The 15822-nt window shown below is 64.0% G+C and carries 10 protein-coding genes; all 10 read right to left on the bottom strand.

Annotated features, from left to right (window positions below):
* Positions 1-3 precede the first annotated feature (3 nt).
* A complete protein-coding gene (locus tag ACSQ3S_RS07140) occupies positions 4-1071 on the bottom strand; it encodes a S1/P1 nuclease (RefSeq protein ID WP_436141965.1) in 1068 nt (355 codons plus the stop codon).
* Positions 1068-2297, bottom strand: a complete 1230-nt coding sequence (locus ACSQ3S_RS07135) for a phospholipase D-like domain-containing protein (RefSeq protein WP_436141964.1) — start codon at positions 2295-2297, stop codon at positions 1068-1070. Before ACSQ3S_RS07135 ends, ACSQ3S_RS07140 begins: the two co-directional genes overlap by 4 nt.
* A gap of 8 nt (positions 2298-2305) precedes the next feature.
* On the bottom strand, positions 2306-4024 hold the full coding sequence (locus ACSQ3S_RS07130) for a bifunctional metallophosphatase/5'-nucleotidase (RefSeq protein WP_436141963.1): 1719 nt from the start codon (positions 4022-4024) through the stop codon (positions 2306-2308).
* A 115-nt stretch (positions 4025-4139) separates the two neighbouring features.
* Complete coding sequence (locus tag ACSQ3S_RS07125) at positions 4140-6521, bottom strand: TonB-dependent receptor (protein WP_353399882.1); 2382 nt, start codon at positions 6519-6521, stop codon at positions 4140-4142.
* Positions 6522-7098: 577 nt separating this feature from the next.
* Positions 7099-8562, bottom strand: a complete 1464-nt coding sequence (locus ACSQ3S_RS07120) for an adenosine deaminase family protein (RefSeq protein ID WP_436141962.1) — start codon at positions 8560-8562, stop codon at positions 7099-7101.
* Positions 8563-8580: 18 nt separating this feature from the next.
* The gene (gene guaD, locus ACSQ3S_RS07115; protein ID WP_436141961.1) at positions 8581-9888 is read right to left on the bottom strand and encodes a guanine deaminase; all 1308 of its coding nucleotides are present in this window, start codon (positions 9886-9888) and stop codon (positions 8581-8583) included.
* Positions 9889-9918: 30 nt separating this feature from the next.
* On the bottom strand, positions 9919-10965 hold the full coding sequence (gene xdhC / locus ACSQ3S_RS07110) for a xanthine dehydrogenase accessory protein XdhC (RefSeq protein ID WP_436141960.1): 1047 nt from the start codon (positions 10963-10965) through the stop codon (positions 9919-9921).
* Between the two features lie 10 nt (positions 10966-10975).
* Positions 10976-13309, bottom strand: a complete 2334-nt coding sequence (xdhB, locus tag ACSQ3S_RS07105) for a xanthine dehydrogenase molybdopterin binding subunit (protein WP_436141959.1) — start codon at positions 13307-13309, stop codon at positions 10976-10978.
* Between the two features lie 11 nt (positions 13310-13320).
* Positions 13321-14790: a xanthine dehydrogenase small subunit gene (gene xdhA, locus ACSQ3S_RS07100; RefSeq protein WP_436141958.1), complete on the bottom strand. Its 1470-nt coding sequence runs from the start codon at positions 14788-14790 to the stop codon at positions 13321-13323.
* 7 nt (positions 14791-14797) lie between these two features.
* A complete protein-coding gene (puuE, locus tag ACSQ3S_RS07095) occupies positions 14798-15751 on the bottom strand; it encodes an allantoinase PuuE (RefSeq protein ID WP_436141957.1) in 954 nt (317 codons plus the stop codon).
* Between the last annotated feature and the right edge of the window lie 71 nt (positions 15752-15822).

Genomic DNA, 15822 nt, shown 5'->3' with positions numbered 1-15822 from the left:
CCGTTACTGCGGGAAGATCGCTTTCAGGATCGCGGCCAGGTGATAGCCGCCCTGGATCAGCTGCGTCTTGGCGGCGGCAGAACTGGGGACCGGATAATTGTCCGGCACCGTCAGCGACCACACGTTGTAGACCTCACCGTTCTTGCTCGTCTGCTGGGTGGCCACGCCCGGCACCACGTCGGCGTAGGCCAGCTTCGACACGGCCAGCGACTGGTCGGCCCACTCGTACGGCCAGCTGATCGGATCGCCGCTGTTCGGCCCCACCGCCGGATTGCCGGCGATGACCATCTGCGCGAACTGCTCCGGCGTGCGGGCGCCGATGCGGCGGAAGGCGTAGTTCACCACCGTGGTGTCCCAATACGAATGGAACGGACGCGTGGTCTGCGGCGCGCGCGGCGGGGTGGCCGGCTTGGCCTCCGCATCCACCGGAGCGGCCGGAATCAGCTGCGCGCTGTTGGCGCTCAGTTTGACGTCGTCCAGCAGCAGGTTGTTGCCACCGCGCGAATCGAACATCTCCACCGCATCGATCTGGCCTTTCTTCTGCGGCACGACGAAGCCGCCGTTCTTGCCGACGTAGGCGGCGCCCACGTGCAGCGGCTGCGCGATGTCGCCGGTCAGGTGGGTCAATATCAGCAGCGCCTGGCGCGGCGTGAAGTTGTGCGGGTTGCTGATCTTGTCACCCTTGCCCTGCAAGGTGGCGATGCACTGCTTCAGCGTCTGCACGATATCGTCATCGGCGGTGCCGACGTCGTGGTCGTGGTAGTGCTGGTTCTGGAATGGCACGTCGGTGTAGTGGTACTCGCTGTGCTTGGGATTGGCGGCCACGTAGGCCACCATCTCTTCACTCTGCGGTCCGCAGTAGGTGCCCTTGACGCAGTCGGCCCAGTTGGCGACCTTCTCCAGGCTTTCGCCCGGCAGCAGCAAGGCCTGCACGCGCTTCTCGGCGGGCGTGCCCTTGATCAGCTGGTCGGCGATCGCGCCGACGGCGCGGTGTCCGTCATTGCCCCAGGCATGGGCATTGAAGGAGACGAAGGCGCCGCTCAGCGCCAAAAACAATGCAAGCTTTTTCATTCCGGGCTGCCTTTCGCGGGTTTTGCGTACTTCTTGTTGATGTCCAGCGGCTGCGCATACTGCGACGCCCAGGTCTGTTCGTGCAGCGCAGCCAGGCGCTGCGCCATTTTCTCGTTGCGCATCACCACTTCCAGGTTGCGCGACAAGTCCATGTAGCCGCCGCTCCAGTTGCTGGTGCCGACCCACGCGATCTGGTTGTCGATCACCATGGTCTTGCTGTGGATGACGCGCGCGAACGGTATGAAACCGGTCGAGGCCGCCGGCAGCGTGACCACGCGGATCTCCACGTTCGGCAGCACGGCCAGGCTTTTCAGGTAGGCCTGCGCCGGCTCTTCGAGGTTCCAGTTCGACACCATCAGCTTGATCTTGACGCCGCGGTTGGCGGCGGCTCGCACCGCGTTGTCGATCACGGCGTAATAAGGGCGCGTGCCTTTCGGGCCGTAGCTCAGCGGCGCATAGTCCAGCAGTTGCACGCGCACTTCGCTTTTGGCTTCTGCCAGCAGTTGCGGCAGTCCGGCTTCGGAATCGCCGACGCCGGCCGGATTGAACTGGTTGGGGCTGGACAGCAGGAAGACGTCCTGGTGGATGTTGGCCGCTTCCTTCTTGACGTTCAGCGCCGGCGCCACCAGGCCCTGCGTGCTGAGCGCCTGCGCGCGCCAGTCCTGGTTGAACACCGCCATGATCTGGCCGACGATCTTCGCGTCGCTGATGCGCAGGCCGGTCTCGTGGATATGCTCGAACGAGCGCCAGTCGAAGTTCTGGCTGCCGACATAGGCCGTCGCGCCGTCGACCACCAGGTACTTGGCGTGCAGGATGCCGTTGCCGGTCAGCTTGTTGACATCGATGATGCGCAGTTCCAGGTTGGCGATAGCCTTCAGCTGCTCGATGGTGCTTTTCTCCGACAGGCCGACGCCCTTGGCGTCGAGCAGGAAACGGATCTTGACGCCACGCTTGCCGGCGGCCACCAGGTGCTCGACCACCTTGCTGAATACGCTGCCCTCCTTGTTCACCGCGTAGAACTGACCCAGCACGATTTCGCTTTTGGCGTTGTCGAACAATTCGCTCCATACGGTGGCCGGGTCGCGCAGGTCGGCGCTGCGCAGCGGCGTTTCGACCGGCGCGGTCTGCACCAGTTCAAAGCCCGGGATGGAGAAGTCGGCGCGCGCCGGCGCCGCCAGCGACACCAGCAGCGCGGGTACTACAACAGAAAGCAAAACTCGACGCATGATCATCCTTAAAGTGGTTGCCGCCGCTTGATGCGGCCCTGTACTTCCGCCCTGCCGGCGGGCTTGCCGTTCTGTTCGCGCTTGACCAGGTAGTCGGTCAGCGCATCGATGTCGCGGATGCTGGTCTCGGCGCGGTTGCTGCCGGAGACGAACATCGGGAAGGCGTCGCCGCCTTCGGCCAGGAAGTTGTTGACGACGATACGGTACGAGGTGTTGTCGTCCAGCGGCACGCGGTTGAGCATGATGCTGTCCTGCACCACCTTATTGCCTTCGCCGCGCCGCGGATCCCATTCGTAGCTGAAGCCTTCCGACACCTGCAGCAGGCCGCGCGTGATATCCCGGCCGCCGGTCCATTGCTGCTCCAGCAGTTCGCGGATTTGCGCGCCGCGCAGGTTCATCACCACCAGCGAATTCGTGTACGGCAGCGACGACAGCAGCTGGCCCACGCTGACGCGGTTGTCGGCGCCGGTGTCGAGGTCATGGCGCAGCGAGCCGTTATTGACGAAGGCGATCTGCGCGCCGTAGGCACGGCCCGCCGCCAAGGTGGCGTCGGTCACCAGGTCGCCCAGCGCCGATTCGCCGTCATCCTGCTTTTCGCGCGGCACGCTGGGCACGGCCAGCCTGGCGATCGGGCGAGCCAGCGCGGTGGCGCTGCGCTCGCGGATTTTTTTCAGATAGGCGTCCAACGCCGGATTCGCCGGCCAGGTGCCGGGAATCATCACTTCCTGCCTGGCGCTGACGTCGCGCAGCGTGTTGGTGCCGGTATCGACCGTCAGCTTGATGCGCGACATGACGTGGCCGCCCATGTCCGATTGCGTCACCAGGCGGCCGTCCACGCGGCACAGGTAGCCGCGGTGCGAGTGACCGCTGATCACCAGCCGGATCGCCGGATCGAGACGCTTGACCACGTCGACGATCGGTCCGCCCAGATGGGTGCAATCCTGCTGGTCGAATTTGTCGGTGGTGCGGCCGCCCTGGTGGATCAGCACCACGAACACGCCCACGCCCTGCTTGCGCAGTTCCGGCAGCTGGCGGTTGATGGCGTCGGCCTCGTCGGCGAAGTCCAGGCCGGCGATGCCGGAAGCCGGCGCCTTCTCGACGGCGTCGCGCAGCACGGCGCCGATGAAGCCGATCTTGACGCCATGCGCCTGCTCGATTTTGTAGGGCGGCAGGATGGGCTTTTTGGTCACCATGTCGATGACGTTGGCGGCCAGGTATTGGAATTTGGCGCCGCCGTAGGAGGTTTCGAATTTGCAGGCCTTGTCGGCGCGCGGCGAATTGCAGCCGCCTTTTTGCTGGCGCAGCAGTTCCAGCCGGCCGGTGTCGAATTCGTGGTTGCCCACCGAGCTGATGCGCAAGCCCAGCAGGTCCATCGCGCCGATGGTCGGCTCGTCGGCCCACATCGACGACATCGCCGGACTGGCGCCGATCAGGTCGCCGGCGCCGACCAGCAGCAGTTCCGGGTCTTGCTTGCGCCATGCCTGCAGCGCGGCGCCCAGCGTATCGATGCCGCCGGCGACGACGGTGCGCGGCGCGGCCGCATAGGCGCTGTCGATCACATACTTGGTGGCTTCGATATTGCCGTGGAAATCATTCAGCGTCACCAGCTGGACTTCCGCCATGCCGGGCGGCGCATGCCGGAACAGGCCGCAGGAAGACAGGACCAGCGCGGCGCCGCAAGCCAGCAAGGGGCCCAGCGCGTGCGCCGGCTTGGAAAACTTGTTCATGTAACCGCGTTCCAAAAATGAAAAACAGGCCCGAAGGCCTGCGAAACGACGCTCATCCGCGCCAGATCCAGCCGGCGCCGCAGCGCCAGACCGGTATATTAACGTAGAACTCAGCTTAGAAGTCGACGCGCAGAGTTGCCGACAGGAAGCGTGGAGCGCCCAGGTAGTAGAACACGGACTTCGCGGTAACGCCTGGGTAGGCGGTAGCGTTGGTCACGGACTGCGACGATGGGTTGCGGTACTGGCGGTCCAGCAGGTTCGACACGTTCAGGGTCAGCTTGGGATTCTTGAACATGCCGGCGCTGGCGAACTGGTAGCCTGCGTCGAAATCAACCGTGGTGTAGCCTGGAACCAGTTCGTCGTTGGCCAGCGTAGCTTGCTGGTTGCTGGTGACTTTGGCTTTCAGACGGGTGTACCAGTTGTTGGTCTCGTACGAAGCGGACAGGCCGCCTTTCCATTTCGGGGTCAGTGGGAACTGGTTGCCCTTGGTCGGCAGGTACACGCCCTTGGCTGCCTGCAGATCGGCCTGGATCTCGCTGCTGCTGTAACCCAGCGAAGCGTAGAACGACCAGCCGTTCACAGGGGTGTTACCCGCTTCCAGTTCGAAGCCCTTGTTGCGCACTTTGCCGACGTTGGTCAGCGTCGAGGTCTGCGAGCTAGGATCGAAGGCGGTAGCCTGGCGGTCCTTGAAGTCGCTGAAGAAGACGGTGGCCTGGGTGGTGATGGCGGTCGTCTGGTGACGGTAGCCCATGTCCAGGTTCATCGAAGTTTCGGCTTTGACATCGCCCAGCAGCGTCGGGATGTTGTTGACGATCTGCAGGTTGCCGTTGGTGGTCGAGAACACGAAGTTAGGTGGCGCCTTCATGTTCTTGGCCAGGCTGGCGAACAGCTGGTCGTCGTTGGTGATGCGATAGCGCAGGCCCAGTTGCGGCAGGACCGTCGAGTAGGTCTTGTTGTACTGGTAGGTCACGCCCGAGTTCGGCGTGGACTGGCTGTTGCCTTCGTTGGCGTAGTTGGTGAAGTCGCGCTTGATGTGCGGGGTACGCAGGCCAACGTTGACGGTCAGCTTGTCGTCGACGAAGGTGGCGGTGTCCTGGATGAAGCCCTGGAACGCGGTCGAGATCGATTTCCAGTTACGCGATTCGTACAGCGAACCGTCCGGACGGGTCACCAGGTTGTCGCGCAGCCAGATGTCGGTAGGCTCGCCGTTGTTGTCGAGCTTTTCCATCGGACCGGTTTGCTGGTGCTTCGCGCGCTCGTACCAGAAGCCCGCCAGGATCTGGTGGTTGCCCCAGTTCTGGGTCAGCGATACGGAACCGCCCGGACGCTGGGTACGGGTGATCGAGCCGCTGTACACCCAGACCTTGTCCAGGGTGTCGCCGTCGCCGTTCAGGTCGACGCCGGTGAATTTGCCGGTGGCCGGATTCAGGAAGGCATTTTCCTGTTGCAGTTTCTGCTGCACGCCGCCGGTGCCGTAGCCGTACCAGTAGTAAGGCACGATCTTGATGTCGGTGTTCTCGCCCAGGCGGAACTTGGCCGTTGCCGAGGCAATGACGTTCTCGAACGGGTTCAGCGACAACTTGTAGTAGGAGTCGGCGTTGTTCTGTGCCGGATCGCTGACTGCCTTGCCTGGGCTCGCTGGTGCGTGGCCGATGAAGGTGGTCGAGTAATCGTAGTAGTAGCCGTGCGACTTCAGGTCAGCCAGGTTGAAGCTGCTGAAGTTGTTGTTCTTGGCGTTGTTGTACAACACGGTGCCGTGGATGAAGTTGAAACGGTCCCAGTCGTAGTTGAAGCCGATGTCGACGTGCTTACGGTTAGCTTCGCCGGCGCCTTTCCATTTGTCCGACTTGGCCTGCGATACCGAGACGAAGACCTTGGCCTTGTCGTTCAGGAATCGGCCGCTGTCGTAGCGCAGATAGGTTTTGAACATGCTCAGCTGACCCAGGGTCTGGGCCACGCGGAAGCGCTGCTTGTCTTCTGGATCGCAGGTGGTGATGCCGAAGTTACCGCCGGTGGCGCCAACTTGTGGCGAGTCGACGTCGGTCGAACCCTGGGTCACGAAGGTGGTGCAGGTGTTTTCCTGGTCGACGTATTCCTGTGGGAACACAGCGAAGTTACCCGAATCGTTCACTGGAACGCCGTTGATGGTCGCGCCGATCTGGTCAGAGTTGAAGCCGCGCAGGGTCAGGCCGCCGCCGAACAGGCCGGTCGAGTCGTAGCTGTAGGTGTTCACTGCCGGCAGCAGGGCCAGAGCGTCGTAGGCGTTACCGGTAGGACGCTGTTTGGCCAGTTCCTCGGCGGTAACGGTCGAGCGTGCCTTTGGTACGTCTTCCTGCACCATCAGGCCCATACCGACTTTGCGGCCGGTAATGGTCACGGTTTCAGTGGCCGGCTTGGCGGCGTCGGCGGTTGCGTCTTGCGCGAACGCGGCGCCCATGCAGACCATCTGGCATGCCAGAGCGACCAGGCTCAGACGCAGCTTCGGATTGTGTTTCACGGCGGATTGCATTAAGGGAACTCCCAGTTTATGTAAAAAAATTTATTGTGTTTTACGATGCCTGGACCTGGCCGGGCTTGTGGCCCGCGGTCACATTCTTGACACAAAGTGCCCATGACATCACAAAATTGTAATCAGTAAATATTTCACCACCATGACAAGAAAGTCAGGTCGATCAGACTGCCACTGCTTGCCGGACTGAATGTGGTATCAACACCTTCGAAACCACAACAAAGTTGACGGTTTGGAAGCATCTTCAACAACTATGCATCAGCAAAAAATGTGTGACAAATACGATTTACTTTAGGGATTTATATGAAAGCCATATAAATGGGGCGCTGAACCGCGCTGGTTTCCACTCTATGAGCAGACAGGCATCTTTAAGGGGAGAATTATAGTAGACGGATAAAGGCTTGAAATTAATTCATGCGTAAAACGCACTAAGACGGTGCAGGCAAGTCTGTTTATGTCGCAATGCTGCCACACTCACTCTGGAGTGTGGCAAACATGGCAAGCCGCGTAAAGAACGAATTTAGATGTGTAACACCAGCGATTACGTCGTGCCAGCGCAACAGGATCAGCGCTTGGCGCCGGCGATGGCCGCCTCGAACCGGGCGAACTTGCCGTCCAAAGCTTTCAGCAAGCGCTGTTTATCGGCGTCCGCCAGGAAGGAATAGCGGATGCTGTCATATGACAGCTTTTTGACTTCGGCGTAATCGGGCTGGTAGCGCGCGGCGTACAGCACGTATTCGCCGGACAGGTTGTTGCGCGACACGCCGGCATCGTCGGTCGCCAGCACGAACGGCACGCCGTATTTGCGGTACAGCGTGACAGGGTGGGCGGCGCCCTTGATGCCGAGGATGAAGTCGTTGCTGCTGAGGTTGACCTCGACGGCGATCTGCTTGTCGTGCATTTTTTTCATGATGCCCAGCGGATCGGTCTCGTGGGCGATATCCATGCCGTGGCCGATGCGGCTGGCGCCGGCCACGTCGATCGCGTCCTTGATGTGGAAGGTCAGGCCCTCCGGCGGCACCATGCCCAGCGCCAGCTCGCCCGCATGCAGCGCCAGTTTCACGGATGGATACTTCGCTTTCAGGAATTTATACATCTGCATGTGCATCGCGTAATCGCGCATCGACACGTTGACGCTTTCCTGGCCGACGATGTTGACGCCGACGATCATCGGGCTGGCCAGCGCCAGCTTGAAGCTCGACACCATCTGCGAGAACACCTGCGACGGCGACAGGAAGCGCAGCGCGAACGGCTGGTAGCGCAGCGTGAAGTTGGCGTCGTCGATGCCGGCGCCGTTGGTCTGCACCCCCTCCAGGTAGCCGGCGATCCAGCCCTGGAAGGCGGCGTCATGGTCCAGTTTGGCCGCCCAGGCTTCCAGGTCGGCGTCGGTGACGCCGCCGCCGGTGGCCTTGCGGTCGAAGTCCAGGTCCTGCGCGATCGGCGCGATCTCGTAGATGGTCTCGATGTAGCTCAGGTTTTCCTGGATCGCACGCTGCTTCAGGCGCTGCAGGCCGTCGGCGCCGTTGGTCGACGACACCGGATTGAAGTAGGCGAAGGTGTCGAAGAACTGGCGGTCCGGCGGCGACTGCAGGCCGCTGTGGTTGTAGAAGTCCTTGTCCGACCAGCGCTGCAGCAGGTTGGCCAGCACGGTGTTGTTGTTCATGACGTCCTGGCCGGACAGGCAGGCGCGCTCGGCCAGCGGCTTGGCGGCTTCGGCGGCCGCCACGTCCGGCTTGATGTCGATGGTGTAGCTGGTCTTGTTGACGCAATAGCCCTGCTTGTCCACCCATTCCAGGTACTGCTCGGCGTACAGCGCGCCCGAATAGTGGTGATGCAGGTCGCCCCCCTTGGGCATCATGGTGAAGAACATCGTCAGCTCGGCCAGCTTGGGCTCCTTGCCCGAGACCAGCGCGGCGAAGTGGCGCCTGGTGATCTCTTCATTGCTGGCGGCCTGCGCGCCGTGCGGCATGGCACAGAACACGGCGGCGGCAATGGCGGCGGCCTTCAGGACGGCGATTTTTTTCTTCATGTGTGATCCCAATGTGAATTAATTCGTTTCGCGGGTATGGACTTTGCGGCCGGCCGAATAAGTAGCCGCCACGGCGCGGTCGTCGCCCAGCAAGGCCAGCGCAAACAGCAGCTCTTCCAGGCTCTCGCCGCGCGCGGTCCGCCGTTGCAGCAGCGGCGTCGCCTGCGGATCGAGGACGATGAAGTCCGCCTCGGCGCCGGCGGCGAAATTGCCGATCGTGCCTTCGAGCTGCATGGCGCGGGCCGCGCCCAGCGTGGCCAGGTAGAACATGCGCAAAGCCGGCAAATAACTGCCGCTCAAGCGCGCTACTTTATAGGCTTCATTCATCGTTTGCAACATCGAGAACGAGGTGCCGCCGCCCACGTCGGTGGCCAGCGACAGCGGCACGCCGGCCTGGTCGGCGCGCTCGAAGTCGAACAGGCCGCTGCCGAGGAACAGGTTGGAGGTCGGGCAGATGGCGGCGGCCGAGCGGGTTTCCGCCATGCGCAGGCGGTCCTGCTCATCGAGCCAGATGCAGTGGCCGTACATGGCGCGCGGGCGCAGCATGCCGTAGCTGTCGTAGACGTCGACGTAGCTGCGCGACTTGGGGAACAATTTGCGCACCCACGCGCATTCGGCTTCGTTTTCCGATACGTGGGTCTGGATGAAGGTGTCCGGATACGCGCGCGCCAGCTCGCCAGCCAGTTGCAGCTGTTCCTCGGTGGAGGTGGGCGCGAAGCGCGGTGTGATCGCGTACAGCGAGCGGCCGCGCTGGTGCCAGCGCTGGATCAGCGCTTCGGTGTCGCGGGCGCTGGATTCGGCGGTGTCGCGCAGGAACTCGGGGCAGTTCCGGTCCATCATCACCTTGCCCGCCACCATGCGCAGGCCGCGTGCCTCGCTCGCGGTGAAGAAGGCGTCCACCGATTGCGGATGCACGGTGCAGTAGACCATGGCGGTGGTGGTGCCGCAGCGTAGCAACTCGTCGAGGAAGAACTCGGCCACGCCGGCCGCATGAACGGGGTCCTCGAACTGGCGCTCGGTCGGAAAGGTATAGGTTTCCAGCCATGGCAGCAGGCCTTCCGACGGCGAGGCGATCATGTCGGTCTGCGGATAGTGCACATGGGTGTCGATAAATCCGGGCAGCAGCAGCTTGCCGCTGTAGTCGTGCAGCTCGGTGCCCGGCGGCAGCGCGGCGTGCAGCGTGGCATAGTCGCCGGCCGCCTGCACCTTGCCGTCGGCGACAACCAGCAGGCCGTCTTCATGCCATGCATATGACTGGTCGCTGAAGGCGGGATCGGCAAGAAAGTGCAGCAAGCTGCCACGGTAGGCTTGCAGGGTGTTTGGCATGAAAGGCCTTCCTGGTTGGGAATGCTCAGTTTAACGCGAAGCGATCAGACGCACCGGCGCGCCTTGCACGGCGGCCTGCTGCGCCTCCCACACCATCAGCAGTTGGGCGCACACGGACGTGGCGATGGCGGCGGGCAGTTTATTGGTGATGCCGGCCACGCCGATGGGGCAGACCATGGCGGCGATGCGGTCCTGCGGCAGGCCGCGCGCGGCCATGCGGCGCTCGAACTGGACGCGCTTGGTCTTCGAACCGATCAGGCCGAACCAGCCGACGTCGGCGCGGCGGAGGATGGCTTCGCTCAGGCGCTGATCGAGTGCGTGGCTATGGGTCATGACGAGGTAGCTGGCGTTTGCCGGTGCGGCAGCGACCAATGCTTCCGGCGCGTCGGTAGCTTCGACGGTGACGTTGGCGGGGATGGACTGCGGGAACATGTCATCGCGCTCGTCGATCCAGGTAACGGTGCACGGCAGCTCGCCCAGCATGCGGATGATGGCAGCGCCCACGTGGCCGGCGCCGAACAGCAGCAGATGCGCGCGCGGTGCCAGGCATGGATCGGCCAGCCAGCGACGGCCGGCGGTGTCGCGCAGGACGTGCGTGCAGCGCTGGTGGTCGATTGCCGGGAAGGCCGGGCCGAACGGGGCGGCTTCGTCCGCGCCGGCGACGATTGCACCATCGGCATCGAGCAGCAGCGAGACCGGCATGCCGTCGATGGCGCTAAGGCGCCAACTGTCCTCCCGCTGGCGTTTGCGCAGACTGGACATCACCCTGGCCAGCGCGGGGTCGATCAATTCAAAGGCCAGGTGCACGACGCCGCCGCAGCACTGGCCCAGCGTCGGACCGAGCGCGTACCGCTCCAGCCGGGCGTGGACATCCTCTCCCCTGGCGGCGCCTTTCAACATGCTGCGTCCGACATCCACCGCGCACATTTCCAGATGTCCGCCGCCGATGGTGTCGACCTGGCCATCGGCCGTCACCAGCATGCGGGCGCCGGGTTCGCGCGGGCCGGAGCCCTCGACGATGGCCACCGTCACCAGCACCGCCGGTTCCGTGATCGCAGCTGTCAGCCATTCGTTCATGATGACGTCCTCAGGCCGCGGCTTCCACCGCCGACACCGCGCGCAAGATCTCTTCGCTGGTCGCCGGTGCGTTCAGCGGCGGATTGACCCGATGTCCGCCGACAGCGGAAATCGCATCGCGTATCGCGAAGAACACCGAGAACGGCAGCAGCAGCGGCGGCTCGCCGACCGCCTTGGAACGGTGGATGCTGTCCTCCACGTTGCCGTTGTCGAACAGCCGCACGCGGAAGTCTTCCGGGCAGTCCGACACGCCGGGAATCTTGTAGGTCGACGGCGCATGCGTCATCAGCTTGCCGGCCGGATTCCACCACAATTGCTCGGTCGTCAGCCAGCCCATGCCCTGTATGAACGCGCCCTCCACCTGCCCCAGGTCGATGGCGGGATTGAGCGAACGGCCGGCATCGTACAAGGCGTCCGCGCGCAGCAGTTTCCATTCGCCGGTCAGCGTATCGACCACCACTTCCGAAACGGCGGCACCGTAGGCATAGTAGGAGAACGGGTGGCCGTTCATCGTCTTCGGATCCCAATGCAGGCCCGGCGTCGCGTAGAAGCCGTCGGACCACAGCTGCACGCGCGCCAGATAGGCCTTCTGCACCAGCTCGGGGAACGGAATCGAGTGGCCGTTGGCGTGCACCGCGTTGTCGAAGAACTGCACCGGCACGCCGTCGTCATCACCATACAGCCTGACCGCAAAGGCGGCCAGGCGTTCGCGGATCTGGCGCGCCGCGTCCTGCGCAGCCTTACCGTTCAAGTCCGCGCCGGTGGAGGCCGCCGTGGCCGAAGTGTTCGCGACCTTGCTGGTGTCGGTCGCCGTGGCGCGCACACGCTCCGCATCCAGGCCCAGTTCGTGCGCCACCACCTGCAACACCTTGGTGTTGATGCCCTGCCCCATCTCGGTGCCGCCGTGATTGACCAGCACCGAGCCGTCCACATACACGTGAACCAGCGCGCCGGCCTGGTTCAGGTGAGTGACATTGAAGGCGATGCCGAACTTGAGCGGCGTCAGCGCCAGCCCTTTCTTCAGCACGGGACTGGTCTTGTTGTACGCCTCGACAGCGGCGCGGCGCGCGCGGTAGTCGCTGCTTTGCTCCAGCTCCGCCGTCAGCGCCTCGATGACGTTGTCGACGATCTCCTGGCCATATGGCGTGATGTTGCGCTCGGTCTTGCCGTAGAAATTCAGGCGGCGGATATCGAGCGCGTCGCGGCCCAGGTTGCGGGCGATTTCGTCGACGATGTATTCGATCGCAATCGCACCCTGCGGGCCGCCGAAGCCACGGAAGGCGGTATTCGACTGCGTGTTGGTCTTGCCACAGCCGGCACGGATGTCGACGTCCGACAGGTAGTAAGTGTTATCGAAGTGGCAGACCGCGCGCGTGGCGACGGGGCCGGACAGGTCAGCCGAGAAGCCGGCGCGCAAGGTCATGTCCACCTTGGCGGCGAGGATCTTGCCGTTGTCGTCGTAGCCGACCTCGTATTCATAGAAGAAACAGTGGCGCTTCCCTGTGACGAGCATGTCGTCGTCGCGGTCCGCGCGCAGCTTGACCGGCCGGCGCAGCTTGGCCGCGGAGATAGCCGCGGACGCGGCCCACAGCGCCGATTGCGATTCCTTGCCGCCGAAACCGCCGCCCATGCGGCGGCATTCCACCAGTATTTTGTGCGAATGCACGCCCAGCGCATGCGCGACCACGTGCTGCATCTCGCTCGGGTGCTGCGTCGAACACTGCACCAGCATGCCGCTGTCTTCCTTCGGGATCGCGTAGGCGATCTGGCCCTCCAGGTAGAACTGCTCCTGGCCGCCGACGAACAACTGGCCCTTGACCACGTGCGGCGCCATGTCGAAAGCGGCTTGATAGTCGCCGCGCTTGAGGTGCATTGGCGGCAGCACATAGGAATTGGCCGCCTTGGCTTCCTGTGGCGTGAAGATCGCCGGCAGCTCGTCGTAGCCGATCACGGCGCGGCGCGCGGCGCGGCGGGCGTTGTCGTGGGTGTCGGCGACGACGATGAATATCGGCTGGCCGACATACTGCACCTCGCCCGCGCACAGGATGGGATCGTCGTGGATGATCGGGCCGCAGTCGTTGGTGCCGACAATATCCTCGGCCGTGTAGACCGCCACCACACCCGGCGAATTGCGTACCGGCGCCAGGTCCATCGCGCCGATGCGCGCGTGCGCCTTGGACGACAAGCCCAGCGCCGCATGCAGCGTGCCTTGCAGCTCGGGGATGTCGTCGGTGTAGGTGGCCTGGCCCAGCACATGCAGCTCGGCCGATTCATGCGGACGGGCGACGCCGACCGCCTTCCATGCCTGGGCGGCGAGCAGCGCGGGAGCGACTGGTTGATTCATGATGGCTCCTTTCAGGCGCGGCAGGCGAAAGCGTTGACGGCGTCGGCCGCCAGCGGCGCCTCGGCGCGGGTTTCGAACCAGAAGCGGCGCAGCAGGTTCTGCGCCGTCTGCATGCGATAGGTGCTCGATGCGCGCATGTCCGACAGCGGCGCGAAATCCTGCGCCAGCATGTCCATCGCCACGCGCAGGTTGACTTCGTTCCAGCGCAGGCCGGTCAGCGCCGCCTCGGCGCGGGCGGCCCGGCGCGGCGTGGCCGCCATGCCGCCGAAGGCGATGCGCGCGTCGACGATGTGGTCGCCATCGAGCTTGAACGCGAACGCGGCGCAGACGGCCGAGATATCCTGGTCGAAGCGCTTGGCCAGCTTGTAGGTGCGGAACTGCACGCCCGCGCGCGGCAGCGGCACGCGCACGGCGGCCACGAACTCGCCCGGCTGCATGTCCTTTTTCTGATAGTCGAGATAGAAGGCTTCCAGCGGCAATATGCGCTGGCCATTGGCGCCCTGCAGCACCACTTCGCTGCCGACGGCGATCATCCACGGCATCGAATCGCCGATCGGCGAACCGTTGGCGACGTTGCCGCCCAGGGTGCCGGCGTTACGAATCGGCAGCGAGGCGAAGCGCTGCCACATTTCGCTCAATTGCGACGGATACAGGCGGCACAAGGCTTCGTACGCGTCGTTGAGCGAGACGCCGGCGCCGATTTCCAGCATGCCGTCCGCCTCGCGCACCGACTGCAGCGCGGCGACGTGGCCCAGGTAGATGATGTCGCCCAGCTCGCGCATCTGCTTGGTGACCCACAGGCCGATGTCGGTGGAGCCGGCCAGCAGCGTGGCTTTCGGATGTTCGTTGCGCAGCGCGACCAGCTCGTCCAGCGTGCGCGGCGCGTGGAAGGACTGGCCTTGCGCCGTATAGGTGGTGCCGGCGCCTCGCTGCAAGGCGCGCAGCTGTTCGGCCAGCGCGGCGCGGTCGAAGCCGACCTTCGGCAACTCGGTCATGCGCTGCGCGGCATCGATGATCGGGCGGTAGCCGGTGCAGCGACACAGGTTGCCGGACAGGCAATCGTCGATCTCCTTGCGCTGGGCGGGCTGGCCGTCTTTGTCGAGGTACATGCCCCACAGCGACATGACGAAGCCCGGCGTGCAGAAACCGCACTGCGAGCCGTGGCATTCCACCATCGCCTGCTGCACCGGATGCAGCGCGCCGTCCGGCTGCTGCAGGTCTTCCACGGTGAACAGCGCCTTGCCGTCCAGCGTGGGCGCGAACTGGATGCAGGAATTGACCGCCTTCATTTCCAGTTCGCCGGCGGCGTTCAGGCTGCCGACCACCACGGTGCAGGCGCCGCAATCGCCCTCGGCGCAGCCTTCCTTGGTGCCGGTGCAGTGCAGGTCCTCGCGCAGGTGCTGCAGCACGGTGCGGGTTGGCGCGGCGGCGGAGATTTCCTGAACCGCGCCACGGTAGTAAAAACGAATCGGTTCGGACATCGTGGCCTCAAGCTGCGTATGGATGTGTTTTGCGCCAGTGTTCGGCGATATCGATGCGGCGCGTGATCCAGACATTATCGTGCTTTTGCACGTAGTCGAGGAAGCGCGCCAGCGCGGCGGCGCGCGCCGGGCGGCCGACGATGCGGCAGTGCAGGCCGATCGACAGCATCTTCGGCTGATTCAGGCCGTTGGGGTCGCCCTCGGCGTACAGCACATCGAATGCGTCCTTCAGGTAGTCGAAGAACTGGGTGCCGGAGTTGAAGCCCTGGGCGGCGGCGAAGCGCATGTCGTTGGTGTCCAGCGTGTACGGCACGATCAACTGCGGCGCGACGGCGGCGCGGCCTTCGGCGTCGGTGTAGTCGACCTTCTGCCAGAACGGCAGGTCGTCGCTGTAGTTGTCGGCGTCGTAGCGGAAGCCGCCGTGTTCGACCACCAGGCGCTTGGTCTGCGGCGAGTCGCGGCCGGTGTACCAGCCCTGCGGCGCGCTGCCGGTCAGGTCGCGGATGATCTCGACCGCTTCCTTCATGTGGGCGCGCTCGGTGGCCTCGTCCATGTTCTGGTAGGTGATCCAGCGCAGGCCGTGGCAGGCGATTTCGTGGCCCAGGTCCTTGAACGCGGCCACCGCGTCGGGATGGCGCTTGAGCGCCATCGCCACGCCGAAGATCGTCAGCGGCAGCTTGCGCTCCTCGAACATGCGCAGCAAACGCCACAAGCCGGCGCGCGAGCCGTACTCGTAGATCGATTCCATGCTCATGTGGCGGTTGCTGAACGAGGCCGCGCCGATGATCTCGGACAGGAATGTCTCGGAACCGGCGTCGCCGTGCAACACGTTGTTTTCGCCGCCTTCTTCGTAGTTCAGCACGAACTGCAGGGCCACGCGGGCCTTGTCGGGCCACTGGGCGTGGGGTGGTTTCGGGCCGTAACCGATCAGGTCGCGCGGGTAGTTGTCGTAAGTAGTCATTGGCGCAAGCGAGTCTATGAGGAATATATCTGCAATCATATATGCGTCGAACCATGCCGGTATATGATTTG

Source organism: Duganella sp. LjRoot269, from assembly GCF_964254095.1.
GTDB classification, from domain to species: Bacteria; Pseudomonadota; Gammaproteobacteria; order Burkholderiales; family Burkholderiaceae_D; genus Rugamonas; species Rugamonas hordei.
The sequence above is the reverse complement of the archived record's forward strand: the minus strand, read 5'-3'. Positions and strand labels throughout refer to the sequence as shown.